The sequence below is a fragment of the Streptomyces sp. NBC_01716 genome (assembly GCF_036248275.1).
GTDB lineage: Bacteria > Actinomycetota > Actinomycetes > Streptomycetales > Streptomycetaceae > Streptomyces.
In genome coordinates this window covers 1639404-1663473 of record NZ_CP109181.1, presented here as the reverse complement: position 1 = coordinate 1663473, position 24070 = coordinate 1639404, and the positions used below count along the sequence as shown (strand labels likewise).

26 protein-coding genes and 1 pseudogene are annotated in these 24070 nt (G+C 70.6%); 13 read left to right on the top strand and 14 right to left on the bottom strand.

Features of this window, described 5'->3' with window-relative positions:
* Positions 1-55: 55 nt before the first annotated feature.
* Together lysA and OIE74_RS07155 are read right to left on the bottom strand one after the other, a co-directional pair.
* Positions 56-1387 (bottom strand): diaminopimelate decarboxylase, encoded by a 1332-nt coding sequence (gene lysA / locus OIE74_RS07160; RefSeq protein ID WP_329379578.1) that lies wholly within the window; start codon positions 1385-1387, stop codon positions 56-58.
* On the bottom strand, positions 1384-1770 hold the full coding sequence (locus OIE74_RS07155) for an SAV_915 family protein (protein ID WP_329379575.1): 387 nt from the start codon (positions 1768-1770) through the stop codon (positions 1384-1386). The genes lysA and OIE74_RS07155 overlap by 4 nt, the downstream gene beginning before the upstream one ends.
* Positions 1771-2020: 250 nt before the next feature.
* On the opposite strand from OIE74_RS07155, the gene OIE74_RS07150 reads away from it, so the two are divergent.
* On the top strand, positions 2021-3748 hold the full coding sequence (locus tag OIE74_RS07150) for an AMP-binding protein (protein WP_329379573.1): 1728 nt from the start codon (positions 2021-2023) through the stop codon (positions 3746-3748).
* 24 nt (positions 3749-3772) lie between these two features.
* Here the strand turns inward: OIE74_RS07150 and OIE74_RS07145 are convergent, their stop codons facing one another.
* Positions 3773-4288 (bottom strand): GNAT family N-acetyltransferase, encoded by a 516-nt coding sequence (locus OIE74_RS07145; protein WP_329379570.1) that lies wholly within the window; start codon positions 4286-4288, stop codon positions 3773-3775.
* A 47-nt stretch (positions 4289-4335) separates the two neighbouring features.
* Positions 4336-4956, bottom strand: a complete 621-nt coding sequence (locus OIE74_RS07140; RefSeq protein ID WP_329379567.1) for a hypothetical protein — start codon at positions 4954-4956, stop codon at positions 4336-4338.
* Between the two features lie 238 nt (positions 4957-5194).
* Between OIE74_RS07140 and gcl the strand changes: the two genes are divergently transcribed.
* Positions 5195-6970: a glyoxylate carboligase gene (gcl, locus tag OIE74_RS07135; protein WP_329379564.1), complete on the top strand. Its 1776-nt coding sequence runs from the start codon at positions 5195-5197 to the stop codon at positions 6968-6970.
* A gap of 73 nt (positions 6971-7043) precedes the next feature.
* On the opposite strand, the gene OIE74_RS07130 is transcribed toward gcl, so the two are convergent.
* From OIE74_RS07130 to OIE74_RS07115, 4 genes are all read right to left on the bottom strand, one after another.
* A complete protein-coding gene (locus tag OIE74_RS07130; protein ID WP_329379563.1) occupies positions 7044-7328 on the bottom strand; it encodes a hypothetical protein in 285 nt (94 codons plus the stop codon).
* A gap of 460 nt (positions 7329-7788) precedes the next feature.
* Positions 7789-8679 carry a 2-hydroxy-3-oxopropionate reductase gene (locus OIE74_RS07125; RefSeq protein ID WP_329379561.1) on the bottom strand — a complete coding sequence of 297 codons (891 nt, stop codon included), beginning with the start codon at positions 8677-8679 and terminating at the stop codon, positions 7789-7791.
* A gap of 51 nt (positions 8680-8730) precedes the next feature.
* Entirely contained in the window at positions 8731-9597 is an 867-nt protein-coding gene (locus tag OIE74_RS07120) for a TIM barrel protein (RefSeq protein WP_329379559.1), read from the bottom strand.
* Between the two features lie 107 nt (positions 9598-9704).
* On the bottom strand, positions 9705-9839 hold the full coding sequence (locus OIE74_RS07115; protein WP_329379557.1) for a hypothetical protein: 135 nt from the start codon (positions 9837-9839) through the stop codon (positions 9705-9707).
* Between the two features lie 30 nt (positions 9840-9869).
* On the opposite strand from OIE74_RS07115, the gene OIE74_RS07110 reads away from it, so the two are divergent.
* Positions 9870-10178 carry an MmyB family transcriptional regulator gene (locus OIE74_RS07110; RefSeq protein ID WP_329379553.1) on the top strand — a complete coding sequence of 103 codons (309 nt, stop codon included), beginning with the start codon at positions 9870-9872 and terminating at the stop codon, positions 10176-10178.
* Between the two features lie 45 nt (positions 10179-10223).
* Positions 10224-10949: an LmbU family transcriptional regulator gene (locus tag OIE74_RS07105; protein WP_329379551.1), complete on the top strand. Its 726-nt coding sequence runs from the start codon at positions 10224-10226 to the stop codon at positions 10947-10949.
* A 42-nt stretch (positions 10950-10991) separates the two neighbouring features.
* Here the strand turns inward: OIE74_RS07105 and OIE74_RS07100 are convergent, their stop codons facing one another.
* Positions 10992-11666, bottom strand: coding sequence for a hypothetical protein (locus OIE74_RS07100; RefSeq protein ID WP_329379548.1), 675 nt, complete (start codon positions 11664-11666; stop codon positions 10992-10994).
* Between the two features lie 81 nt (positions 11667-11747).
* Complete coding sequence (locus OIE74_RS07095) at positions 11748-12500, bottom strand: hypothetical protein (RefSeq protein ID WP_329379546.1); 753 nt, start codon at positions 12498-12500, stop codon at positions 11748-11750.
* Positions 12501-12752: 252 nt separating this feature from the next.
* Between OIE74_RS07095 and OIE74_RS07090 the strand changes: the two genes are divergently transcribed.
* The 7 genes from OIE74_RS07090 (at position 12753) to OIE74_RS07060 (ending at position 18410) form a co-directional block, all read left to right on the top strand.
* Entirely contained in the window at positions 12753-13004 is a 252-nt protein-coding gene (locus OIE74_RS07090) for a hypothetical protein (RefSeq protein WP_329379543.1), read from the top strand.
* Between the two features lie 62 nt (positions 13005-13066).
* Positions 13067-13378 (top strand): helix-turn-helix domain-containing protein, encoded by a 312-nt coding sequence (locus OIE74_RS07085; RefSeq protein WP_329392201.1) that lies wholly within the window; start codon positions 13067-13069, stop codon positions 13376-13378.
* A 136-nt stretch (positions 13379-13514) separates the two neighbouring features.
* Entirely contained in the window at positions 13515-14024 is a 510-nt protein-coding gene (gene uraD, locus OIE74_RS07080) for a 2-oxo-4-hydroxy-4-carboxy-5-ureidoimidazoline decarboxylase (protein ID WP_329379540.1), read from the top strand.
* Positions 14025-14028: 4 nt separating this feature from the next.
* Positions 14029-14421 carry a hydroxyisourate hydrolase gene (uraH, locus tag OIE74_RS07075; protein WP_329379537.1) on the top strand — a complete coding sequence of 131 codons (393 nt, stop codon included), beginning with the start codon at positions 14029-14031 and terminating at the stop codon, positions 14419-14421.
* A 3-nt stretch (positions 14422-14424) separates the two neighbouring features.
* Positions 14425-15327, top strand: coding sequence for a factor-independent urate hydroxylase (gene pucL / locus OIE74_RS07070; RefSeq protein ID WP_329379534.1), 903 nt, complete (start codon positions 14425-14427; stop codon positions 15325-15327).
* 40 nt (positions 15328-15367) lie between these two features.
* Complete coding sequence (locus OIE74_RS07065; protein ID WP_329379531.1) at positions 15368-16744, top strand: 8-oxoguanine deaminase; 1377 nt, start codon at positions 15368-15370, stop codon at positions 16742-16744.
* Between the two features lie 307 nt (positions 16745-17051).
* Complete coding sequence (locus tag OIE74_RS07060) at positions 17052-18410, top strand: nucleobase:cation symporter-2 family protein (protein WP_329392200.1); 1359 nt, start codon at positions 17052-17054, stop codon at positions 18408-18410.
* Positions 18411-18504: 94 nt separating this feature from the next.
* Here OIE74_RS07060 and OIE74_RS07055 read toward each other — a convergent pair whose 3' ends face one another.
* The gene (locus OIE74_RS07055) at positions 18505-19362 is read right to left on the bottom strand and encodes a chitosanase (RefSeq protein WP_443076043.1); all 858 of its coding nucleotides are present in this window, start codon (positions 19360-19362) and stop codon (positions 18505-18507) included.
* A 179-nt stretch (positions 19363-19541) separates the two neighbouring features.
* Between OIE74_RS07055 and OIE74_RS07050 the strand changes: the two are divergent.
* A pseudogene (locus tag OIE74_RS07050) lies at positions 19542-19727 on the top strand (ABC transporter substrate-binding protein); the annotation flags it as partial.
* 28 nt (positions 19728-19755) lie between these two features.
* On the opposite strand, the gene OIE74_RS07045 reads toward OIE74_RS07050, so the two are convergent.
* Together OIE74_RS07045 and OIE74_RS07040 are read right to left on the bottom strand one after the other, a co-directional pair.
* Positions 19756-20139 (bottom strand): VOC family protein, encoded by a 384-nt coding sequence (locus OIE74_RS07045; RefSeq protein WP_329379528.1) that lies wholly within the window; start codon positions 20137-20139, stop codon positions 19756-19758.
* Positions 20140-20175: 36 nt separating this feature from the next.
* Entirely contained in the window at positions 20176-20997 is an 822-nt protein-coding gene (locus OIE74_RS07040) for a chitosanase (protein ID WP_329379526.1), read from the bottom strand.
* Positions 20998-21146: 149 nt separating this feature from the next.
* On the opposite strand from OIE74_RS07040, the gene OIE74_RS07035 reads away from it, so the two are divergent.
* Positions 21147-23369, top strand: coding sequence for a HEAT repeat domain-containing protein (locus OIE74_RS07035; RefSeq protein ID WP_329379524.1), 2223 nt, complete (start codon positions 21147-21149; stop codon positions 23367-23369).
* A gap of 57 nt (positions 23370-23426) precedes the next feature.
* Here the strand turns inward: OIE74_RS07035 and OIE74_RS07030 are convergent, their stop codons facing one another.
* Positions 23427-24041 (bottom strand): TIGR03086 family metal-binding protein, encoded by a 615-nt coding sequence (locus tag OIE74_RS07030; protein WP_329379522.1) that lies wholly within the window; start codon positions 24039-24041, stop codon positions 23427-23429.
* Between the last annotated feature and the right edge of the window lie 29 nt (positions 24042-24070).

Here is a 24070-nt window from a genome sequence, read left to right as displayed (position 1 = left end):
GCCGGGCGGAAGGCGCGCCCGCCCGGCCACCGGCAAGATCCAAACGCCCTAGGGCTCAGAGGCCGACGTCGCGGCGGCGCTGGTCGTCGAGCGTCTCGCGGCGCACCAGCAGCCGCGAGCGTCCGTCGGCGACCGCCACCACCGGCGGGCGGCCGGTCATGTTGTAGCCCGACGCCATCGACACCTGGTACGCCCCCGACGCGGGCACCGCGAGCACGTCGCCGGGCCGGATGTCGTCCGGCAGCTCCACCCCGTCCGCGAGCACGTCCCCCGCCTCGCAGTGCCGGCCGACGACCGTGGCCGCCCGCATCGGCGCCGTCGAGGCGCGCCCGACCCGGCGGACGGTGTAGAGGGCGCCGTACAGCGCGGGGCGCGGGTTGTCGCTCATGCCGCCGTCCACCGCCACGAAGACCCGGCCGCCCGTCCGCTTCACGGCGAGCACCCGGTACAGCGCGATCCCGGCCGGCGCCATGATCGAGCGGCCAGGCTCCAGCGTCAGCCGCGGGATCGGCAGGCCCGCCCCGGCGCAGGCGCCGATCAGCGCCCGCCTGATCCGCCGTCCGTACACGGCGGGCGCCGGAGCCTCGTCGCCCGGCAGATACGCCGCGGCGAAGCCGCCGCCCAGATCCAGCTCGGGCAGTACGACACCGAACCGGTCCCGTACGCGTACGAGGAACGAGACCAGCGCCCGTGCCGCCCGCTCGTACGGCTCCGGCGAGACGATCTGCGAGCCCAAGTGGCAGTGCAGACCGACCAGTTCGAGCTGCGGCTGGCCCATGATCCGGGCCACGGCGTCCGCCGCGTCCCCGTTCGCGATCGAAAGACCGAACTTCTGGCCCTCGGTCCCCGTACGGATCTTCGGGTGGGCGCCGGCCCCGATCCCCGGCAGTACGCGGATCATCACCCGCTGCGTGTCGTGCGGCGGCACCCGCGCGGCGAGCCTCGCTATCTCGCAGTCCGCGTCGATGACGATCCTGCCGACCCCGAGCCGCAGCGCCGTCCGCAGGTCCTCCGGCGACTTGGCGTTGCCGTGCAGCACGATCCGCTCGGTGGGGAAGCCGCGGGTGGCCGCCAGCTCCAGCTCGCCCGCCGAGCAGACGTCGAGGCCCAGGCCCTCCTGCTCCATCCAGTCCACGACGGCGCGGCACAGGAACGCCTTCGCCGCGTAGACGATCTCCGCCTCGGGCAGCGCGCGCAGCCAGGCGCGGGCCCGGGACCGTACCTCGCCCTCGTCGAGCACGTAGGCGGGAGTGCCGTAACGCTCGGCCAGCTCCAGAAGGGAGACACCGGCGACACAGAGGTCGCCGCCGGGAGCCGACACGGCCGACGCGGGCCAGACGGACGGGGAGCTCAGCTCGTTGACGACGAGCCGCGGTTCGGTTCTCACGCGCCCACCGCCAGCGGCACCCCGCCGGTGTGGCGCAGACACGGCCGCACCGTCGTGCGGGCCGGCGCGTGGCCGGGCGCGGGCGTCCGCCGGTCGACGGGCGCGGCGGCGAGCTGCGGGTCGATGGTCACGAGGACGACGCCGAGCGGTTCCGAGAGCGTCCGCAGGCACGTTTCCGCGAGGCGGATGTACGGCTGTCGCGGGCCGAGCGCGGCGGTCAGCCGCCGCGCGCTGGTGAAGCCGACGGCGGTACGCGCGCCGAGCGGTGTGCGCATGAAGCGCAGATGGTGACCCCCGGCGGAGCCGAGCCGTACAGGTATGTACAGCGGCCCCGCCGGCTTGCGTTCTTCGGGGTCCGCGTCTTCGTGAGTGGTGCTCTCCATGGTGTCCTCCCCAGGGGAGTCGTCGCTGTCTGACACCTGGAAGCTATGCCCGGCCCGGGGCGGACCGGACATCTCATGACGCGGCGTTGACCGGCGGGGCCGGTTATTTGACGGCTCTCTTACGGCGGCGGCTTTCTCACGGCGGCAGCCCCTACGGGTGACACGATCGGTTCACCCCCGTAGGGGGGTGGTGAGACGCGCATCGCCCGTTACAGGATGTCGGTGAACGGGCGCGTGATGAGGAGGGCACATGACGACAGTCGATGCGACCGGGCAGTTCCGCGCCGCCAGGGACTTCCTGCTGCGGCACCGGGAGGACTACACGGCGGCGTACGAAGGCTTCGTCTGGCCCCGGCCCGAGCATTTCAACTGGGCGCTCGACTGGTTCGACGTCATCGCCGAGGACAACGACCGGCCCGCGCTGCACATCGTCGAGGAGGACGGCACCGAGCGCGTCACCTCCTTCGCGGCGATGGCCACCCGCTCCGGCCAGGTGGCCAACTGGCTGCGCGCCCAGGGCGTGGCGGCCGGGGACCGGATCCTCGTCATGCTCGGCAATCAGACGGAGCTGTGGGAGACGGCGCTGGCCGCGATGAAGCTCCGCGCCGTCGTCATCCCGGCGACCCCGCTGCTCGGCCCCCTGGACCTGCGGGACCGGATCGAGCGCGGGCGGGTACGGCATGTGATCGTCCGGGCGGGTGACACCGGGAAGTTCGCGGAGGTGCCGGGGGAGTACACCCGGATCGTGGTCGGCGCCGAAGGCCCCGATGCCGGCGCCGGGGACCCGGACGGCGGGACCGGCCGTGCCTCCGACGGCGGCTGGCGGTCCTACGAGGCGTCCCACGGCGAGTCCGTGGACTTCGAGCCCGACGGGGTCACCCGGGCGGACGACACCCTGATGCTCTACTTCACCTCCGGCACCACCGCCCACCCCAAGCTCGTCGAGCACACCCATGTCTCGTACCCGATCGGCCATCTCGCCACGATGTACTGGATCGGGCTCAGGCCCGGCGACGTGCATCTGAACATCTCCTCACCCGGCTGGGCCAAGCACGCCTGGTCCAATCTCTTCGCGCCGTGGAACGCCGAGGCGACCGTCTTCATCCACAACTACACGCGCTTCGACGCCGGCCGGCTGATGGCCGAGATGGACCGCGCGGGCGTGACCAGCTTCTGTGCCCCGCCCACCGTGTGGCGGATGCTCATCCAGGCCGACCTCACCCAGCTGCGCAACCGCCCCCGCGAGGTCGTCGCCGCCGGTGAACCGCTCAACCCCGAGGTCATCGAGACCGTCCGCAGGGAGTGGGGCGCGACGATCAGGGACGGCTTCGGCCAGACCGAGACGGCCGTCCAGGTCGCCAACTCACCGGGGCAGCTGCTCAAGGCCGGTTCGATGGGCCGGCCGACCCCCGGCTATGCGGTGGAGCTGCTCGACCCGGTCACCGGCGCGCCCGGCGCCACCGAGGGCGAGATCTCGCTGGTCCTCGCCCACTCCCCGGTCGGTCTGATGACCGGCTACCACGGCGACCCGGAGCGTACGGCCGAGGCCATGGCGGACGGTTTCTACCGCACCGGCGACATCGGCTCGCGCGACGCCGACGGCTACATCACGTACATCGGCCGCGGCGACGACGTGTTCAAGGCGTCGGACTACAAGATCTCGCCGTTCGAGCTGGAGAGCGCGCTGCTGGAGCACGAGGCGGTGGCCGAGGCCGCCGTCGTACCGGCGCCGGATCCGCTGCGGCTCAACGTGCCGAAGGCGTACATCGTCCTGGCGCACGGCTGGGAGCCTGGCCCGGACACGGCGAAGCTGCTCTTCGCGCACTCGCGCGCGGTTCTCTCCCCGTACAAGCGGGTGCGCCTCATCGAGTTCGCCGAGCTGCCCAAGACGGTCTCGGGCAAGATCCGCCGTATCGAACTGCGCGAGCGGACGGCCGAGGGCTCGGGCGCCGAGTACGAGGAGAGCGACCTGCGTTGAGGGGCCCGGAGCGCGTCCGGTCACTCAACTCGGCGTCGTGGTGCGGCGCATGCACACGCGGGGCCAGTGGTCGAGCCCGTGCGCGGCCTCGGCGCGCCTGATCTCCCGCAGCCCGTCGGTGAGTTCGCTCTCCGCGAGGGTGCGGAAGCCGAGCCGGGTGTAGTACGGCGCGTTCCACGGCACGTCCGCGAAGGTGGTGAGGGTGAGTCCCGCCAGCCCGGCGGACCGTGCCCGTACGGCGAGATGCTCGATGAGCGCGCGGCCCACGCCGTGCCGCGACGCCGTGGGGTGGACGGAGACCTGCTCGATATGGGCGGCGCCGTCGACCTCGTCGTAGATCAGATACGCGACCGGGCGGCCCGCGGCGTCCTCGGTCACCCACGCGTGGCCCGCGCGCAGATAGCGGTCGAGGAGATCGATGCCCGGGGGGTCGTCGTCGGCGATCTCCGCCATGCCGACGGCGCGGAAAGGTTCACCGGCGGCCCTCTCGATGTCCTGGAGAAGCGGGAGGTCGGCGGGGACCGCGGGGCGGATTCGCATGGAGAAAGTATGCCCGCGCGACCACGTGCGCGGTTGTGGTGTTCCGGTCAGGCGTGTGAGCGATCCAGGTCGGCAGCGGGCCCGTTGACCGGTCGCGGGGTGCCCGCCGGGTCCAGGACGAAGAGGGGCACCCCGAGGGCGTCGGCGCGCTCGCGCGCCTCGTCCGTGTAACCGGCCAGGGAGAAGAACGCGCTCACCGCCGACTCGTGCAGCGCGTTGAGCCACAGGCATTCGACGGCGCGCGGATCGGCGGGAGACGGGCCCGAGTCGACCTGGGCGACGAGCCCGGGACCGCGCAGATCGATACCGGCCTCCGGCGGCGCCTGGGCCCGTACGACGTTCCGGAAGCCGATCGCGAGCAGATACAGCGCGGCGTCGCGCCGGGCGTCGTACGTCGTGCCCGCCGTCACCGGCCTGACCGGCACCCGCAGTATGGTCCCGCACTGGCAGCCCAGCTCCGGCCGCGGCCACTGGTCCTGCCGTCCGCACGCGGAGCAGCTGACGGTCACCCACTCGTCGTCCCAGGTGCGGCGCACGACGCGGGTGGCGGGCGAACCCGCGACCAGGGGCGCCGAGACGGTCGATCCACAGGGGCACGGATAGGCCGGCGCCGTGAACTGATGACCGAGCCCGCAGTCGGGACAGCGGACAGGAACGGTCTTTGCCACCTTCGGTACCCCCTCTTCCGCCGCCCATCGTCCATCAACGGACGGCCGTTGGGGAGGGGCTTCCGCCTTCCCTTGACGCCGCTGGGAAGGCACTTTAGATTTGATTCCACATAGTAGAACACAGTTTCCGCATCCCGGAAGAGACTGGAAGGGACCGGAAGAGAAGGAATCAACGGAATCGACGCTCTCAGGTGGCGCGACAGAGCCCGAGTCCACCAGGCCGAAGCAGGAGCACTCCATGCCTCGTATGACCGCTGCCAGAGCGGCAGTTGAGATCCTCAAGCGCGAAGGCGTCACCGACGCGTTCGGTGTGCCGGGCGCGGCGATCAACCCCTTCTACAAGGCCCTCGAACAGGCGGGTGGCATCGACCACACGCTCGCCCGCCATGTGGAGGGCGCATCGCACATGGCCGAGGGCTACACCCGTACGAAACCTGGCAACATCGGTGTCTGCGTGGGCACTTCGGGTCCGGCCGGCACCGACATGATCACCGGCCTGTACTCCGCGATCGGTGACTCCATCCCGATCCTGTGCATCACCGGACAGGCCCCGACCGCGGTGATCCACAAGGAGGACTTCCAGGCCGTCGACATCGCGTCGATCGCCCGGCCGGTCACCAAGGCGGCCACCACCGTCCTGGAGGCCGCGCAGGTCCCCGGTGTGTTCCAGCAGGCGTTCCATCTGATGCGCTCGGGCCGGCCGGGACCCGTCCTCATCGATCTGCCGATCGATGTGCAGCTCACCGAGATCGAGTTCGACATCGAGACGTACGAGCCGCTGCCGGTCTACAAACCGTCCGCGACCCGCGCGCAGATCGCGAAGGCACTGACGCTGCTCACCGGGTCCGAGCGCCCGCTGATCGTCGCCGGCGGCGGTGTCATCAACGCCGACGCGTCCGACCTGCTGGTGGAGTTCGCCGAGCTGACCGGCACGCCGGTCGTGCCGACCCTGATGGGCTGGGGCACCATCCCCGACGACCACGACCTCAACGCGGGCATGGTCGGCATCCAGACCTCGCACCGCTACGGCAACGAGACCTTCCTCGCCTCGGACTTCGTCCTCGGCATCGGCAACCGCTGGGCCAACCGCCACACCGGCGCGCTCGACGTCTACACGGAGGGCCGCACCTTCGTCCACGTCGACATCGAGCCGACCCAGATCGGCAAGATCTTCGCGCCGGACTACGGGATCGCCTCGGACGCCAGGGACGCGCTGGAGCTCTTCGTGGAGGTGGCGAAGGAGCTGAAGGCGGATGGCCGGCTGCCCGACCGTACGGAGTGGATCGGGTCGGTGCTGGAGCGCAAGGGCAGCCTGCACCGCAGGACGCACTTCGACAACGTGCCGCTGAAGCCGCAGCGCGTGTACGAGGAGATGAACCGCGCCTTCGGTACGGACACCCGTTACGTCACCACCATCGGGCTCTCGCAGATCGCCGGCGCGCAGATGCTGCACGTCTACAAGCCGCGCCACTGGATCAACTGCGGCCAGGCGGGACCGCTCGGCTGGACGATCCCGGCCGCGCTCGGTGTCGCGAAGGCCGACCCGGACACGACGGTCGTCGCGCTCTCGGGCGACTACGACTTCCAGTTCATGCTCGAAGAGCTGGCCGTCGGCGCGCAGCACAAGATCCCGTACGTCCATGTGCTGGTGAACAACGCCTACTTGGGGCTGATCCGGCAGGCGCAGCGCAATCTCGACATCAACTTCCAGGTCAACCTGGAGTTCGAGAACATCAACTCACCGGAGCTGGGCGTCTACGGGGTCGACCATGTCAAGGTCGTCGAGGGTCTGGGCTGCAAGGCGATCCGGGTCACCGAGCCCGACCAGCTGCTGCCGGCCTTCGAGGAGGCCAAGAAGCTCGCGGTGGAGCACCGTGTGCCGGTAGTGGTCGAGGCGGTCCTGGAGCGGATCACGAACATCTCGATGGGTGTGCGGATCGACAGCGTGAACGAGTGGGAGGAGCTCGCGACCGAGCCCGGCCACGCGCCGACGGAGATCAAGCCGCTTGTCTGACACGACATGTGACGTGTCGTCAGGCCCCTCGCCCGGAACACCGGTGCGGGGGGCCGCTGTCGTACGTGCGACCTCAGCCTCCGCAACCGCCACAGCCTCCGCACCCGCCGCACCCACCACCGTCTCCACCGCCGCCGTCCCCGCCTCCGCTGTCCCCACCACTCGCGTCCCCGGCGTCGCCGTGCGCGTGGCCGTCGGCCCACCAACTGGCGGACGCCACAGCTCCGGCACCGGCAGCGGCACCGGCGGCGGCACCCGCGCCGGGCCGTCGGGCCGCCTTCTGGTACTTGGCGAGCATGAGCGGCCCCACGATCAGCAGCAGCACGACCGGCGGGACGAGGAGGACGGTGAGGCTCATCCTCTCAGTGTGCGGATCCGCCGGTACCGCACAAGATGCCCGGCCGACGAATCGGCCGGGCATCTTACGTGCCTAACACGGGAGTTGGAGACCGTCCGACGGTGCGAGGCTGGCGCGACAGGACATTCGCACCGCCGGACGGCGCCTGACGGAGCCCCGGACGGGGCTGTGGGACCGCGGCGACGGCGACGGGGCGCGCCGGCCGGCCTTCCTCCTGGTCAGGAAGGTGACAGGCGCTCCCCTTGCCACCGCACTGGCTCGCGCGCCGCCGCGGTCCCTGGGATGTCCCTCCCAGCGACCACCCCTCACGAGGGCCGTTGGGAGGGACGGCTGTTGGCCCCCGTTGCCGTGGGCTGGTGGTTCCCGGGCTGCGGCGGCGCCTGGGCGCGACAGGACAGGTGTCAGCGCCGCCACAACCCGGAGTTCGGTGGGACCGGTCGGACCCGGCGGACCGGGCCGGTCAGACCTGCTCTCCGGAGAGCCGCTCCACGCCGCGCAGGAGCGCCGAGTGGTCGAGACCGCCGTCACCCTGCGCGCGCAGCGACGCGACCAGCTGCGCGACGACCGCGCCGACCGGAAGGGCGGCACCGACATTGCGGGCGGCGTCGGTGACGATGCCCATGTCCTTGTGGTGCAGATCGATCCGGAAGCCGGGCGCGAACTCGCGGTTGATGAAGTTGTCCTTCTTGCGGGTCAGGACGGTCGAGCCGGCCAGACCGCCGTTCAGGACGTCGAGTGCGGCGGTCAGGTCCACGCCCGACTTCTCCAGGAAGACCACGGCCTCGGCGCACGCCTGGATGTTGACGGCGACGATCAGCTGGTTGGCCGCCTTCACCGTCTGGCCCGCGCCGTGCGGACCGCACAGGACGATGGTCCGGCCCAGTGCCTCGAAGACCGGCCCGGCCTCGTCGAAGTCGGCCTGCTCACCGCCGACCATGATCGAGAGAACCGCCTCGATCGCTCCCGCCTCGCCGCCGGACACCGGCGCGTCGAGGACCCGGATGCCCTTCTCCCGGCCGGCCTCGGCCAGATCGATCGACGTCTGCGGGGTGATCGACGACATGTCGATCAGCAGGGCGCCCTGCCCGGCGTTGGCCAGGATGCCGTCCTCGCCGTACGCGACGGCCTCGACCTGCGGAGAGGCGGGCACCATCGTGATGACGACATCCGCGCCGTCGACGGCCTCGGCGATCGAGGCCGCCACCGTGCCGCCGTTGGCCGCCAGCCGGTCCAGCTTCTCCTGCTCCAGCGTGAAGCCGGTCACGGAGTATCCGGCCTTGATCAGATTCTCGGCCATGGGGGACCCCATGATGCCGAGGCCGATCCATGCCACCTTGGGAAGAGTGCTCATCGGGGGTGCCTCTCTCACATATATGTGTCGTGTCCGGGTACGGGCTCCGGCTCAGCGCACGGCTCGTGCGTCGGCCGGCAGCCACTCGAAGGATTCGGCGCTCGGGCGGTCGCCGGGCTTGTACTCAAGCCCGACCCAGCCCTCGTAACCGGCCTTGCGCAGCCGGTCGAGCAGGTCCTGGAGCGGCAGCGTGCCGGTGCCGGGCGCGCCGCGGCCGGGGTTGTCGGCGATCTGTACGTGCCCGGTCCTGTCGGCGTACGTGTCGATGACCGCGGCCAGCGCCTCGGCGTCCAGACCGTTCATCGACAGGTGGTAGATGTCGAGGAGGAACGCGGCGTTGCCGAGACCCGTCGCGGCGTTGACCCGGTCCACGACGCCGACCGCGGCCTCGGCGCTGACCAGCGGATAGTGTGGGGACTCGGGCCTGTTGAGCGCCTCGACCAGCAGGATCGCCCCGACCCGGTCGGCCGCGCGGGCGGCGAGGACCAGATTCTCCAGGGCGAGTTCGTCCTGCGCGGCGGGGCCGACACCCTCGACCCGGTTCCCGTACAGCGCGTTGAGCGCCTTGCAGCCCACCGAGGCGGCGAAGCCGGCCGCCACGTCGATGTTCGCGCGGAAGCGGTCCGACTCGTCGCCGGGCAGCGAGAGCGCGCCACGGTCGGGGCCGGGCAGCCGGCCGGCGTAGAAGTTCAGCCCCACGAGCTGGGTGCCCGCGTCGTCGAGTGCCCACTTCAGGGCGTCCAGCTCGGCCTGCGGCGGAGTGGGGGTGTCGACCCAGGGCCACCACAGCTCCACGGCGGTGAAGCCCGCCGCCGCGGCTGCCGCGGGGCGCTCCAGCAGCGGGAGTTCGGTGAAGAGGATCGAAAGATTCACATTGAAGCGCTGCTCCGAGCCGGGCCTGTTCGTGAAGGGGGCCATGAGGGGTTCTGCGCTCCTTCCGTATTGCGGAAGTTAGTTTCTGCTTAATGGAAGATTGCCTGGGGTGTGGGAGGGCTGTCAAGGGGGCGGGCCCGTTTCGGCCCGTATCAGCGGCGGGGTTCGACCACCATGTCGCCGCGGGTCAGCGAGGGGCCCCTGGCACCGGTGAGCAGGCTGTGCGGGAAGCCCGGCTCGATCGCGCCGGCCCCGTCGCGTAACGCCGACGGGCCTACCGCCACCACCGCTACGACATCCTGGCCCGGAACGGCGAAATGGCCGGCCTGCTCCTGGATTTCGACACCCTGCCGCCGTCCCGGCGCAATGCGATGTGGCTGTGTCTGATGCATCCGCGGATCTCCGCCTTCTACGTCGACCGCGAACGCGTCGTACGGGAAGGGATCGCGCATCTGCGCGCCGCGTGGGCCGCGCATCCGGAGGGCCGGGTGCTGAGCGGCCTCATCGCCGAATTCACCACCCGCGACGAGGAATTCGCCCGGCTGTGGGCCGAACGACCGGCACACTCCGTGACCGGGCCGGGCTACCGTGCCCGTTGTACGGGTGGAAACAGCGGATTTCGGTGAACGGGGCGGGCCGTTGATGAACGCATTCGCGTGGTGACGAATCAGATGACGAACCCCAGGAACGCCGAGGCGGCAACGCTCCGTACGAACCCGCGGACAATGCCACGGGAGCGAAGGGCGATGGGCGACGGGCCCGACCGAGGCCGGCTGCTGACCACAAAGATCGGTCTGCGCATACCGGCCGGGATGACCTTCGAAGACTGGGAGCACGCCGGGCGCCAATTGTCCGGAATCCTGGATTCATCCTCATGGTGGCTCGGCGACTGGCTCGTGTACGGGAAAGACCACTACACGGACCGGTATCAACGAGGAATCCGTGCCGTGGGCCTGCGATACCAGACGCTCCGGAACTACGCCTGGGTCTCACGGCGATTCGAGTTCAACCGCCGGCGGGCGGCACTGAGTTTCCAGCACCACGCCGAATTGACCTCGCTCCCTGTCGACGATCAGGAGGCGTGGCTCGATCGTGCTGAGCAGATGAAGTGGTCCACCAAGCAGCTCCGCACCGCCCTGCGCGCCTCGCGCGAAGGCGAGGCGGGACGCGAGAAGCGGACCGAGGCCAAGGAACGGCTCGCCGTCCCTCACGCTCATGTCACGTGGTGGCACGAGGCCGCGGCGCGGGCGGGCATCGATTTCGAGCAGTGGGTGCTGACCACGCTCGACAAGGCGGCCGAGCGAGTCCTGGGTGAACACGGTCACCCGGAGATCGATGCGGCGGCGGAGTCGCCCCCGCGGGGGCGGTCCGGCCTGTCTCCGGCGGGAGCCGGGTGAGGACTGCCGGACCGCGTGTGACGGGCACATCGTCCGCGCGGATCAGTCCGTCCTGCTGTCCCACGCGTACCCGATCCAGCCGTCGAACGACGGGATCAGGGCCGCGAGGGCCGCTGCGAGCCGCCAGTCCAGGTCGGGTGCGTTCACCCGCACCGTGTCGCCGAACGACTTGAACTCCAGCGGTATCCGTCCGCCGGCGCGCCACTTGATGCGGCGGGGGCTTCGTGGGAAGTCGCCGCCGATGCCACCGTTGAACAGCGCGGCGATGAAGGCGAACGGCAGCATGGGAGTGCAGAGCCACCACACGCACCACCAGAAGAGCCGGCCCTTGTATCCCACGGCGTCGGGGGCGCCGGGGCGGCTCACCGTCCAGCGTGTGCGGATGCCCCGGCTGAACGCCTTGTCGCGCGTGAGCCTGCCGAGTGATTCGCCCTGCGGGCCGAGCACCTCGAACTGTGCCCGCCGGCCCGCGGTGAGGGTGACGACGCGGGCGACCCGCGCCTGCCGGTGCTCATCCGCCCACAGGACGAAGGAGCGGACGCCGTCCTTGCGGGCCGCGAGGTAGGCGGGTATGCCGCCCGGCGGCAGTTCCCGTTCCCCGTAGGCGACCGTCTGGACGGTTCCCGGTCCGTCGGAGAAGCTGATCTCGCAGTCGAACTGCCCGCCGGGAGTCGTCCGCAGCCGCCGCCGCGCTCGCAGCTTCAGAGTACTGGTCACCCGATGGGCTCCTTCTCGTGTGTCTGTGTCCCAACGGTCGCTACGAAGGGGCGCCCCGGGATGGATCCGTCCGGTCGGCGATCAGCCACCGCCCTTGCTCCTGACCTCTACGGCGGCACCGAGACCCGGCGCCGCGCTCCTGGCGACTTCATCTGCATCGGCCAGGTCCGCCCCCTCCGCCACGACGATGGACAGACGATCGGGGTAAAGGCCCGCTCCGACAACCTCGTGCCGAGCGGTCACCGCCTCGTACGCGGCGATCGCCTCGGTCGGGAGGCTGCCGTCGAAGCCGGTCTCGACGGAAAGCCCCGGCAGCACATCTCGCCCCGTGCTCACCTTCAAGGACGCCACGCCCGACAGCGGCCGGTACCGCCCTCCGTCGGAGACCATGTCCTTGAACACCGTCATCGCACCGGTGGCATCGGCCGCGGTGAACTCGGACCGCCAGCGTTTGGTGGCCTTCCGGGACGCGTCGTTGATGTCGCCGTTCACCACGTGATCGTCGACCGTCAACGACCGCCAGAGGGCCAGCACTTCACGGGTGCGTCCCTTGTCCGCGAAGACGGTGAACGTGATGCCGTCCGCAGTGATCCGGCCGGTGATCTTCTTGTGCCGGGCGACGTAGTCCCCCAGCTCGTCGGCCCGTTCGGACACGCGGTCGGCCGACGTGCCCTCCGCCAGAACCAGCACCCCGGTCGACGACCCGGCGAAGGGCAGTGTGTTGTTCTTGGTGGTGTGGATTCTCACCACGTCCGCCGTGCCCGCCCAGTCCTTCTCGAAATCCGCGGCGAGTGCCGTGCCTTTGTTGATGGCGCAGCCGCTCGACAAGGGCACGGCCAGCAAGGAAACGATGGCCGGCAGCAGCCACCGCGATGTGTTCTTCCTCAGAGTCGTCTCCTTGAGAGCGGGTGCGGCTGGTCGGACGAGTCTGCGGGACCGGCGCGGTGTTCCGCCACAATTGAAGCGGAAGTGGCGGCATCCTGGGACGTCCCACACGCTGACCTGCGGAGACGTCGCGCGCCGAGTCGTCATGGCGGGGCGACCGTTAGGGTCGGGTCGGAGCGACGGCGATTTCTAGGGGGCGCGGTGCGACTGAGAGTGGAATTCACGACCGAGCCGTTCGACCTGGATGAACCCCCCGGCCACGCCGTGGTGGCCCGTGAGGTAATCCAGGGGGCCGACTTGGACTCCGTGGACGTCGGGCCGTTCGGCAACACCGCCGAGGGCGGCGCCGACGTAGTCATCGCGGCCGTCGACACCCTGCTCCGCCGCTCCCTGGAGGCCGGCGCCACCCGTGTGTCGCTCCAGGTGAACGTGATCGCGGAGGACGGGAAGTGACCGAGCAGTCAGGTCTCACCGGCCATCCGCTCCTCGCCGCAGTGAAGCCGCTCATCGACGCCATGGGTGCGGAGACCGTACGGCCCGACCTGGCCAGGCCCGACGACGTCGTCCTGAGCTGGGAGGGCGAGGCCGTCGTCGCCGTACGCCTGCCGCAGCTCTCCGAGTCGCTCGACCACATCCTCGTCGCGCTGGAGCGCCGGCACGGCATGCCGCTGTCGGAACTCGACCGCAGGACCAAGCAGTCCGTGGTGCGCTCGCTGGAGGCGCGCGGGGCGTTCTCCGTACGGCACGGGGTGGAGACCGTCGCAGGTGCTCTCGGAGTCAGCCGGTTCACCGTTTACAACTATCTCAACCGGTCGGAGACGAGCTGAACCGGTCGGAGACGAGCTGGCCGAGCCGGTCGGAGTCGGTCGGGGGCGGGCTGAAAAATTCAACAAAGTGTTGACGTGATGTTCGTGAGGGCGTTAGCTGTCCCGCAGCCCGTCAAGCACAGCCACGGAGGCTCCCGTGACGACCGACCCGCCACCGGGCCTCACCCGGTTCAACACCTCCTCCGACAGCGCGGCACGCGCCGCACTGCACGAGGTGTGCGCCAGTACGGCGTGGGGGAGCGAGCTGCTCGCCCACCGTCCGTACGCCACAGCAGACGCTCTCCTGAGCGCCGGTGACACCGCCACGGCCGGCCTGACCGCCGGCGATCTGGCGGAGGCGATGGCCGGGCACCCGCCCATCGGCCGTCCGAAGCCGGGCGACCCGACCTCGGCCCGCGAACAGCGGGGCATGGCGGGGGCGTCCGACGCGCTCAAGGCGGAACTGCTCGAACTGAACCTGGCCTACCAGGAAAGGTTCGGACACGTCTTCCTGATCTGCGCCACCGGCCGGACCGGTGAGCAGATGCGGGACGCGGTCCGCGTACGGATCGGCAACACGCCCGAGCAGGAGCGGGCCGTCGTCCGCACCGAGCTGGGCAAGATCAACCGTATCCGGCTGACCCGCCTCGTACACGCAGGAGAGTGACCCCTTGAGCACCCAGACCACCGCATCGGTGTCCACGCACATCCTGGACACCAGTGTCGGCCGCCCCGCCGCGTCCGTAGCCGTCTCGCTCTCCGCCCGCGGCGGCAGCCGCGAGCCGTGGGTGGTGCTGGGCCGGTCGGCGACCGACGCGGACGGGCGGTGCAGAGACCTGCCGGCGCTGCCGGAAGGAACGACCCACGTACGTCTCGACTTCGAGACCGAGGCGTACCTCCACAGCCAGAAGCGAGCCGAGGCACAGCAGGACGCCCCCGCGCCACGGGACAGCGGTGCGTTCTTCCCGGAGGTGGCGATCACCTTCGCCGTCACTCCGGGCGAACACTTCCATGTACCGCTGCTGCTCAACCCGTTCGGCTACTCCGTATACCGAGGGAGCTAGCAGATGCCGACCATTCTCGGCCAGAACCAGTACGGCAAAGCGGAGAACCGCGTCGTCAAGATCGCGCGCGACGGCGACACCCACCACATCAAGGATCTGAACGTCTCGGTCGCCCTCTCCGGCGACATGGAGGAAGTCCACTACTCCGGCTCCAACGCCAGCGTCCTGCCGACCGACACCACCAAGAACACGGTGTACGCGTTCGCCAAGGAGCACGGCATCGAGTCCGCCGAGCAGTTCGGCATCCATCTCGCCCGGCACTTCGTCACCAGCCAGGACCCGATCCACCGGGCGCGTATCCGGATCGAGGAGTACGCCTGGGAGCGCATCGGCCCCGAAGAAGCCGGACACTCCTTCGTCCGCAAGGGCCAGGAGACCCGCGTCGCGCAGATCACCTACGACGGCTCGGAGTGGGAGATCATCTCCGGCCTCAAGGATCTGACGGTGCTGAACTCGACCGACTCCGAGTTCTGGGGCTACGTCAAGGACAAGTACACGACGCTCCGCGAGGCGTACGACCGCATACTCGCCACCGACGTCTCCGCGAGGTGGCGCTACAACTGGACCGACGACGCCGAGCCGATGCCCGACTGGGAGAACTCCTACGACCAGGCGCGCACGCATCTGCTCCAGGCCTTCGCGGGGACGTACTCCCTCTCCCTCCAGCAGACGCTCTACCAAATGGGCTCGCGGATCATCGAATCCCGCGGCGAGATCGACGAGATCCGTTTCTCCCTCCCCAACAACCACCACTTCCTGGTCGACCTCGAACCGTTCGGCCTGAAGAACGAAACCCCCGACGGAGCCGTCTACTTCGCCGCCGACCGCCCCTACGGCCTCATCGAGGCGACCGTGCTGCGCGACGGCGTCGAAGCGCGGATCCCGCTCGACATGACCAATCTCTAGCCCGGATCCGTCCATTCAACGGGAAGAAGGAGAACCCGCCATGGCGGATTCGCGCATCGTCATCGAGAACTGTGCCATCGCGACCGTGGACGCGAACGACACTGAGTACGCGTCCGGTCACGTCGTCGTCGCGGACAACCTCATCGAATCCGTGGGCGCCGGCAGCGCGCCCGCCGGCCTGGAGAACGTCGTACGGCGTGTCGACGCCACCGGCCATCTGCTCACCCCCGGACTGGTCAACACCCACCACCACTTCTACCAGTGGATCACCAGGGGCCTGGCCACCGACCACAACCTGTTCGACTGGCTCGTGGCGCTCTATCCGACCTGGGCGCGCATCGACGAGCCGATGGTGCGCGCCGCCGCCCAGGGCTCGCTCGCGATGATGGCGCGCGGCGGAGTCACCACCGCGATGGACCACCACTACGTGTACCCGCGCGGCTCCGGGGATCTCACCGGCGCCATCATCGGGGCCGCGGCCGAGACCGGCGTACGGTTCACCCTCGCCCGCGGCTCCATGGACCGGGGCCGGTCGGACGGCGGACTGCCGCCGGACTTCGCCGTCGAGTCCCTGGACGACGCGCTCGCCGCCACCGAGGCGACCGTCGACCGCTACCACGACGCCTCGTTCGACGCGATGACACAGATCGCCGTCGCACCCTGCTCGCCGTTCTCCGTCTCCACCGAACTGATGTGTCAGGGAGCCGAGTTGGCGCGCCGCAGGGGCGTACGGCTGCACACGCACGGCAGCGAGACGGTCGAGGAGGAGCAGTTCTGCAAGGAACTGTTCGGGATGGGCCCGACCGACTACTTCGAGTCGACGGGCTGGCTCGGGGCCGACGTATGGATGGCCCACTGCGTCCATATGAACGACTCCGACATCGCCGCCTTCGCCCGCACCGGCACGGGCGTCGCCCACTGCCCGTCCTCCAACGCCCGTCTGGCGGCCGGTATCGCGCGCGTACCCGACATGCTGAAGGCGGGCGTCCCCGTCGGCCTCGGCGTGGACGGCACCGCGTCCAACGAATCGGGCGAACTGCACACCGAGTTGCGCAACGCACTGCTCATCAACCGCCTCGGCGCCCACCGCGAGTCCGCCCTGAACGCCCGTCAGGCACTGCGGCTCGGCACCTACGGTGGCGCCCAAGTCCTCGGCCGCGCCGACCAGTTCGGCTCTATCGAGACCGGGAAGCTCGCCGACCTGGTGCTGTGGAAGCTGGACACCCTGGCCCACTCCGCCATCGCGGACCCCGTCGTCGCCCTGGTCTTCGGCGCCGCCGCGCCCGTCACCCTCTCCCTCGTGAACGGCAGGACCGTCGTCGAGGACAACCACCTGACCACGGTGGACGAGGACGCCGTCGCCCGCTCGACGCGTACCGAGGCACGGCGCCTCGCGAGCATCGCGGCGGCGGGCTGACGAAGCCCGGCCGGACTTTCCGGACGTCCGGTCGAGGGGGACGGCCCTCGACCGGCGGCCACGGGACCCGAGCGGGGTTCCTGGCAGCCGCGTCCGGGTGGTGGCGTACCGCACGACGGTGCGCCACCACCCGGGGCGGTGACTCGTGTACGTAACACAGCCCCGTTACGTCGCGGATCACTCGCGTGACCCCACTTCCCCCAGCACCTCCCTGACACCCGCGTCGCCGCCGACGCGTAACCGACCGGAGGAAACCCCCGTGGCAGCCAGGCCCAGGCTTCGCGAAGACGTACCCGCCCCCGACGAGATGTCCGGCCAGGACCGCGGGCATCCGGTTGACGAGACCCTCCCGCCCTTCAAGACGTTCACCAGCGGCCTTCAGCACGTGGCCGCGATGTACGCGGGCGTGGTGGCGCCGCCGATGATCGTCGGGCCGGCCGTGGGGCTGAACGCCCGGGACACCGCGTTCCTCATGGGCGCCAGCCTCTTCACAGCCGGCCTGGCCACGCTGCTCCAGACCCTCGGCTTCTGGAAGGTCGGTGCGCGGCTGCCGTTCGTCAACGGCGTCTCGTTCGCCGGTGTCACGCCGATGATCGCCATCGGGCGGGAGCGCGGCGCCGAGGGCATCACCGTCATCTTCGGTGCGATCATCGTCGCCGGCGTGCTCGGGTTCGTCCTCACACCGTACTTCTCCAAACTGGTGCGGTTCTTCCCACCCGTGGTCACCGGCACCGTCATCACCCTGATCGGCGTCTCGCTGCTCCCGGTGGCCTTCAACTGGTCGCAGGGCGGCGATGCCACAGCCGACGGCTACGGCTCCATGAAGAACATAGGAATGGCCGGCCTCACCCTGCTGATCGTGCTGGTCCTGCGGAAAGTGCTGCGCGGCTTCCTCCAGCAGATCGCCATCCTGCTCGGTCTGGTCGTCGGCACCGTCGTGGCGATTCCGCTGAACATGACCGACTTCGACGCGATCAAGGACGCGGGACTGGTCGGCTTCCCGACGCCGTTCCACTTCGGCGCGCCGCAGTTCGAGATCGCGGCGATCGTCTCCATGTGCATCGTGATGCTCGTCTGTATGACGGAGTCCACCGCCGACATGCTGGCGCTCGGCAAGATCGTGGACCGGCCGGCGGACGAGCGGATCATCAAGGGCGGGCTGCGGGCCGACACGCTCGGCAGCGCCGTCAGCCCGCTCTTCAACGGCTTCATGTGCAGCGCCTTCGCGCAGAACATCGGTCTTGTCGCCATGACCAAGGTCCGCAGCCGCTTCGTGGTCGCTGCCGGTGGCGGCATCCTCGTTCTGCTCGGCCTGTGCCCGGTGCTCGCCTCGGTGATCGCGCTCGTCCCGCTGCCGGTTCTCGGCGGCGCGGGCATCGTGCTCTTCGGCTCGGTCGCGGCGAGCGGTATTCAGACGCTGGCGGGCGCCGCGCTGGAGAAGGGCGAGAACGCGCTGATAGTGGCCGCCGCCGTCGGGATCGGACTGATACCGATAGCGGCGCCGGGCTTCTACCACGCGTTCCCTGAGGACCTGTTGGTGGTGCTGGACTCCGGGATCAGTACGGGGTGTGTGGTGGCGATCGTGCTGAATCTGGCGTTCAACCACTGGGGCGGGAAGGGGAGCGCCCGTACCGGCTCCGGCGAGACTTCACTGACGGCTCACTGACTGCTCACTGACGGTTCACTGAGGGCGGATCGGTGCCGGGGCAGCCAAGTGCGCCGCCCCGGCACCGACTTCAGGGGCCTCCGCCCCGGGGGGATCAGCCGATGTGGAAGTCCTCCCCGTACACCTTCCAGTCGAGCGGCGGGTCCAGACTGAGATTGCCCGCGTCGAGGAACACCCGCTGCGCGGTGTCCACCCGGCTGGTGTCCTCGTGCGCCTCCTCCTGCTTCATCGCCCAGACCCGGGCGTCGAGGAAGGCGTTCAGATACGCGGTCTCGTCGCCACCCTCCGACGGAGGCCGGGCCTGGTCCAGCGCGCGTTGGCGGATACCGCTGAAGCTGACGTCGGAGTTGCCGTCGCCGTGCATGACGATCGCGTCGTAGTAGATGAACTGCCCGAGCGTGCCGACGCCGTCCTCCTTACCGCGGTTGACCGCCGGGTTGAAGTAGACGCGGTCGCGCTCGTCGTTCTGCGCGGTCTGGAACGCCGGGTCCTGGGCCGCCTGCTTCCAGGCGTCCGGGTAACCCGGGTCGAGCCCTTCGTGGGAGTCCGTACCGTCGACGGCGCGCAGGGCGGGAAGGTAGGAGGCGAGCGGGTTGTCCGGCTCGCGCTCGGTGTAGAGCTCGACCAGGTCCAGCATGTCGCTGGTGCCGGAGCAGAAGCCGATGATGCCGGCGGTGTAGCCGCGGCCGTCGCCGATGTCCTCGATGTAGCCGTACTGGCCCTTCCAGTCGAGCGAGGAGTTCTCGGCGCTGGAGACCAGTTGCATGGCGATCTCCTTCTTCGCCGGGTCGTCCAGACCGGGAGCGGCGACGGCCGCCGCCGTGACGTCGGCCCTGTCGGCACCGGGCACGGCGTGGGCGACGGCCGTCACCGGCCCCGCGACCAGGACGAGTCCGAGCAGGACGCGGGGGACCATTCCGAACGTGCGGGTGCGTGTGTGGGGGGTTGGCACCGGACCTCCATGGGGGGAGTCGATCGCTTCGGTGTTCTGTTAGGAAGCTTTCCTACCGAAGGTTGGCGGCGAGGTACACCCATGGCCCGGTCAAAGAAATCTCCGATGCGCGGGGAGCGTCGCCGTGGGCATACTGCTGCCGCACTGCCCGTGAACCGTCGGTCGGGAGACGCCAACGCATGAGTACGCCACCCTCGCCACCCCCGCCACCTGCGACGGAGGGGGCTGACGAATCAGCCGTCCGGATCGGCGCTCTCGTTCCGCTGACCCGGCCCGGATGGGTCGAGGCGGGCCAACACCTGCTCGCCGGGCTTGAGTTGGCCGTTTCCGACGTCAACGAGGCCGACGGGATCCTCGGACGGCCACGGGTCCCGGATCCTCCACACCGGCTGATCAGTCCGAGGCGGCGGTTTGGCCGCTGGGGACTCCCCGTGACCGGAGGATGCAGAACTCGTTCCCCTCGGGGTCCCCGAGGGTGACCCAGGTGGCGTCGTCACCCTGACCCACGTCGACGCGGCGCGCGCCGGCGGACAGGAACCGCTGAACCTCGGCCTCGTGGTCGGTGGGGCGGAAATCGAGATGGAGCCGGTTCTTCACGGTCTTCTTCTCCGGTACGGCCAGGAACAGCAGCCCTGGCATACGATCCGGGGCGGGCCGGATCTCGTACTCGCCGTCCTCGTCATTGACCACGACCCACCCGAGGACATCGGCCCACCACCGGGCCAGCGCCGCCGGGTCGGCCGAGTCCACCACTACCTGTTCCCATTCAAGTGCCATACGGGCAGGGTAGTGCCGCTCTCGCGCCCCGCCCCCTCAGCTCCCGGCGATGCGGTAAGTGTCGCCGTACACCTTCCACTTGAGGGGCGGTTCAAGGTCCAGATTGCCCGCGTAGAGGAAAACGCGCTGCGCCGTGTCGACCCGGCTGGTGTCCGCGTGCGCCGGCTCGCGGCGCATCGCGGCGACGCGGGCGTCGAGGAACGCGTCCAGGTAAGCGGCCTCGTCACCGCCCTTCGCCGGTGACTCGGCCTCCTTCAGGGCCTGTTCGCGGATCGTGCGGAAGCCGGTGGAGCCCCGTGCGTCGCCGGAGCCGTGCATCACGTACGCGTCGTAGTAGATGAACTGCCCCAGCGCGCCGAGCCCGTCGGCCTTCGCCGTGTCGACGGCCGGGTCGAAGTAGCCCCGGTCGCGCTCGTCGTCCTGTGCCTTCCTGAACGCCGGATCGTCGGCGGCGGCCCGCTGCCAGGCTCTGGTGAACGCGGGGCCGAGCCCGTCGTGCGAGTCGCCGCCCCGGACCGCGCGGAGTGCCGGGAGGAAGGGGCCCAGCACGTTGCCGTCCGGCCGGGCCGCGACGTAACGCTCGACCACCTTGAGGAGATCGCCGCAGCCGGTGCAGAAGCCGATGATGCCCGCGGTGTAGCCGCGGCCGTCGCCGATGTCCTCGATGTAGCGGTACTGCGCCTTCCAGTCGAGCGAGGCGTTCTCGGCGCTGGAGACCAGCCGCATCGCGATCTCCTTCTTCGCCGGGTCGTCCAGCGCCGCCGGTGTGTCCTCCCGCGCGGCGGCCGTGCAGGCCGCGCACAGGGTGGCGAGTGCCAGCAGGAGTGCGAGCAGCGGGCGGCGGAGCGCGTACGGCATGGGGCGGCGGCCTTTCCTCACGGACCGGGGGGTCGGCCCGGCGCAGGTGACGGTCCCAGTCAACAGCCCGGTCGCGGCCCACGCGTGCGCGGTCCCATGTGGAGCCGGGCCGGGCCGCGTTGTCAGAGGCTCGTGCCAGGATTCGCTTCATGGATCTCGCACAGATTTTCGCCGATCTCGACGCACAGCCCTGGGCGGAACGGGAGCACGCCTACGGAGGCGCCGACGATGTCCCCGACCAGCTACGGGCGTTGGCGAGCGACGACGCCGAGGAGGCGGAGGAGGCGCTGTACGAGCTCTACGGAAACATCGTCCACCAGGGCTCGGTGTACGAGGCCACGCCCTATGCGGTGCCGTATCTCGCCCGGCTCGCCGCCGCCGGTGTCCGGCCGGGCGATGTGCTTCCGCTGATCGGCCATATCGCCGAGAGCGAGGACGAGCGGAGTGAGACGCCCGGCGCGTGCCGGGTGGCCGTGACCGCCCAACTGCCCCTGATACTCCCGCTGGTCGAGTCGCCCGACAGCTCCGTACGACAGGCGGCGGTCTGGGCGGCGGCCCGCTCGGGCGCGACGGAGCAGGTGCTTCCGGTGCTGCGGCGGTGCTGGGAGGAGGAGCTGGAACCGCTGGTACGGGCGGAGGCGCTGGCCGGGGCGGTATGGCTCGATCCGGCGGGCGCGGGGGAGTTCGAGCGGGCCGTGCTCGGCATCGGCGGGGACGCCGGGGAGGCGGTGGAGGCCGCGCCGGTGCGGCTGGCCGCGCTGCTGGCGAGCGTGGACGCGGACCTGCCGTGGACCGGTGCCCATCACGAGGCGTTCATCGCTCTGCTGCCCGCCGCGCCACTGGTCGCGAGCCGGTTCGTCCAGGAGCAGGCGGAGCCGCTGCGGTATGTGGCCGAGGTGCTGCTCGACCGGGACACGGACGAGGCGCGGGAGGCGGCGTTCACACTGGTCGACGCCGGGCTGCGGCACCCGGACGCGGACGCGCGCAAGGAGGCCGTGGCGGCGGCCGAGCACGCCTGCGAGGTCTCGCGTGCCGCGTCGGCCCGCCTCGCCGGGCCGTTGACCGCGCTCCTGGACGACCCGTCGTCGGCGGGTGACGCGCTGTATCTCGTCAAGCACCTCGGCCGCGACGCGGCGCCCGCCGTCCCCGCGCTCATGGCCATCGCCACGGCGGGTGGCGAACTGGCCGACCGGGCGCTGGCGGTACTGGTCGCGACGGTCCCCGAGCAGGCGGCCCCGCTGCTGGCCGCGGACCTTCCGAACCGTCCGACGGCGCTGGACGGGGCGGCGAAGGCGTACGCCGGAGGCTGGGAGGCGGCGGGTCATGAGGGTGCCCCGGGCGCGTTCCCGTACGTACCGGAGCTGCTGGACGCGATCCGGGCCTGGCTGGCGGACAGCGACATCCCGTGGAACCAGTCGATCCACCTCGGCCTGGTCCTGGCCGGCTGGGGGCGCCGCGCGGCACCGGCCGTGCCTGAGCTGCTCGCCGCGCTGGACCGGTATCCGTTCGTCGCCCTGCGCGCCCTGCCGACTGTCTGCCCACCGGAGGAACGGGACCGTGTCGCCGCGGCGCTGCGTGCGGCGGACCTCACCGAGCAGAGCCCGATCGAACTGGGCTCGGCGCTGCTCCGTCTCACCGGGGAGCCGGAGCCGCTGGTGGGGGCCGTCACCGAGGCCCTGGTCGCCGGCGGGCGGGATGTGGCCGAGGCGGCGAAACGCACGGCGGAGCTGGACAGTTCGCAGGCACCGGCACTGCTGCCGTACCTGCGCGCCGCGCTGAGCGACGCGGCCCGCAAGCCGTCCGGCCCCGAGTCCGGCCCCGAGTCCGGTTCCGCGTCCGGCTCCCCGGAGCAGAAGCGCAACACCCCCCGCCTCGACGCCGACACGGAGATCGCCCGCGCGCTGTGGCGGCTCACGGGCAGCGCCGACGAAGCCCTGCCGATCATCGCCGGAGTACTGGAGGAGGCCGACGGCGACTGGACGCGCTGGCAGAACATCCGCGCGGCACGGGCCGCGGGCGAGCTCGGCGAGCAGGGCCGCCCGCTCGCCCCACTCCTGGAACGCAAACTCGCCCACCGCGACCACGCCGCGGCGGCGGCACTCGCTCTCCTCGCCGTCGACCCGGCGAACCAGGACCTCACCCGGCTCGCGGACGCGGCACTGACATCCGCCGAGACCAACTCCGACCCGTACACGGCACTGGAGGTCCTGCGGGCCGTCGGAGCAGGGAACCTGACGGAGAGTCAGCTCAGCCGCCTGACGAGTCTGGCGGAACGGGACGCACACGTCTTCATCCCCGGCCTCTCCCAGGACCCGTCAGGCGCGGACGCCCGCTTCCGCGAGGAGGCACGGGCGCTGCTGCGCACGGCCTAGGACACCCGGGGTGGGCGCGCTCCCCGGCGCCGCGCCCACCCCGGACCGGTCCCCGTCCTACAGACCCGGCCGCCAGTCCGGTCGGCGGCCGCTCAGGCCGATCACCCGGTCGAGCAGCGGCGCGCCGTCCGGGAGGCGCACCGGAGGGCCGAACAGGCCCTCGGGCCCGTCGCCCGACTCCGCGCTCGCTGCCGCCGGTTCGAGGAAGGAGAGCGTCGCCTCCAGGCTCGCCCGGTCGACCTCGTACGCCTGGCCGGTGCTGCGCGCCAGGTCCCAGCCGTGCACCACCAGCTCGTTCAGCGCGACGATCCCCGCGACCTCGCCCGGCAGATCCACCCCGCCGGCCCGGGTGAAGCCCTGCCAGGCGCCGGGCGACCGCCAGACCTCGACGAGCCCGTCCAGCTGCGTGAGGAGCGCGCCCCGCCAGCCGTCCGGCAGTTGGGGCAGCGCCTTGCTCGGCGACGAGTCGGTCGTCACCCCCAGCTCCTTCTTCCCGGCGTCCCGGAAGGCGAGGGTCAGCCCGACCAGATGCGCGAGCAGTTCACGCACGCTGTACTCCGGGCAGGGCGTGGGCGACGCGAGATGCTTCTCGTCAATTCCATTGAGCAGCCCGGCAATGCTGCGACAGGCGGGTCCGTGGTCGGGAAATCGTGTATCGGTAGGGGTGTCCATGTGGGGTAGACCTCACCGCCGACCAGAAC

Excerpts from the sequence above, each read along its gene's own strand:
- OIE74_RS07125 (WP_329379561.1), bottom strand. The coding sequence starts at position 8,679 with ATGAGCACTCTTCCCAAGGTGGCATGGATCGGCCTCGGCATCATGGGG.
- OIE74_RS07085 (WP_329392201.1), top strand. The coding sequence starts at position 13,067 with ATGGGTGCGGAGACCGTACGGCCCGACCTGGCCAGGCCCGACGACGTC.
- gcl (WP_329379564.1), top strand. The coding sequence starts at position 5,195 with ATGCCTCGTATGACCGCTGCCAGAGCGGCAGTTGAGATCCTCAAGCGC.
- OIE74_RS07040 (WP_329379526.1), bottom strand. The coding sequence starts at position 20,997 with ATGCCGTACGCGCTCCGCCGCCCGCTGCTCGCACTCCTGCTGGCACTC.
- OIE74_RS07150 (WP_329379573.1), top strand. The coding sequence starts at position 2,021 with ATGACGACAGTCGATGCGACCGGGCAGTTCCGCGCCGCCAGGGACTTC.
- OIE74_RS07130 (WP_329379563.1), bottom strand. The coding sequence starts at position 7,328 with ATGAGCCTCACCGTCCTCCTCGTCCCGCCGGTCGTGCTGCTGCTGATC.
- OIE74_RS07030 (WP_329379522.1), bottom strand. The coding sequence starts at position 24,041 with ATGGACACCCCTACCGATACACGATTTCCCGACCACGGACCCGCCTGT.
- OIE74_RS07155 (WP_329379575.1), bottom strand. The coding sequence starts at position 1,770 with ATGGAGAGCACCACTCACGAAGACGCGGACCCCGAAGAACGCAAGCCG.
- OIE74_RS07060 (WP_329392200.1), top strand. The coding sequence starts at position 17,052 with ATGTCCGGCCAGGACCGCGGGCATCCGGTTGACGAGACCCTCCCGCCC.
- OIE74_RS07045 (WP_329379528.1), bottom strand. The coding sequence starts at position 20,139 with ATGGCACTTGAATGGGAACAGGTAGTGGTGGACTCGGCCGACCCGGCG.
- OIE74_RS07145 (WP_329379570.1), bottom strand. The coding sequence starts at position 4,288 with ATGCGAATCCGCCCCGCGGTCCCCGCCGACCTCCCGCTTCTCCAGGAC.
- OIE74_RS07120 (WP_329379559.1), bottom strand. The coding sequence starts at position 9,597 with ATGGCCCCCTTCACGAACAGGCCCGGCTCGGAGCAGCGCTTCAATGTG.
- OIE74_RS07035 (WP_329379524.1), top strand. The coding sequence starts at position 21,147 with ATGGATCTCGCACAGATTTTCGCCGATCTCGACGCACAGCCCTGGGCG.
- OIE74_RS07110 (WP_329379553.1), top strand. The coding sequence starts at position 9,870 with ATGGCCGGCCTGCTCCTGGATTTCGACACCCTGCCGCCGTCCCGGCGC.
- OIE74_RS07105 (WP_329379551.1), top strand. The coding sequence starts at position 10,224 with ATGACGAACCCCAGGAACGCCGAGGCGGCAACGCTCCGTACGAACCCG.
- pucL (WP_329379534.1), top strand. The coding sequence starts at position 14,425 with ATGCCGACCATTCTCGGCCAGAACCAGTACGGCAAAGCGGAGAACCGC.
- OIE74_RS07065 (WP_329379531.1), top strand. The coding sequence starts at position 15,368 with ATGGCGGATTCGCGCATCGTCATCGAGAACTGTGCCATCGCGACCGTG.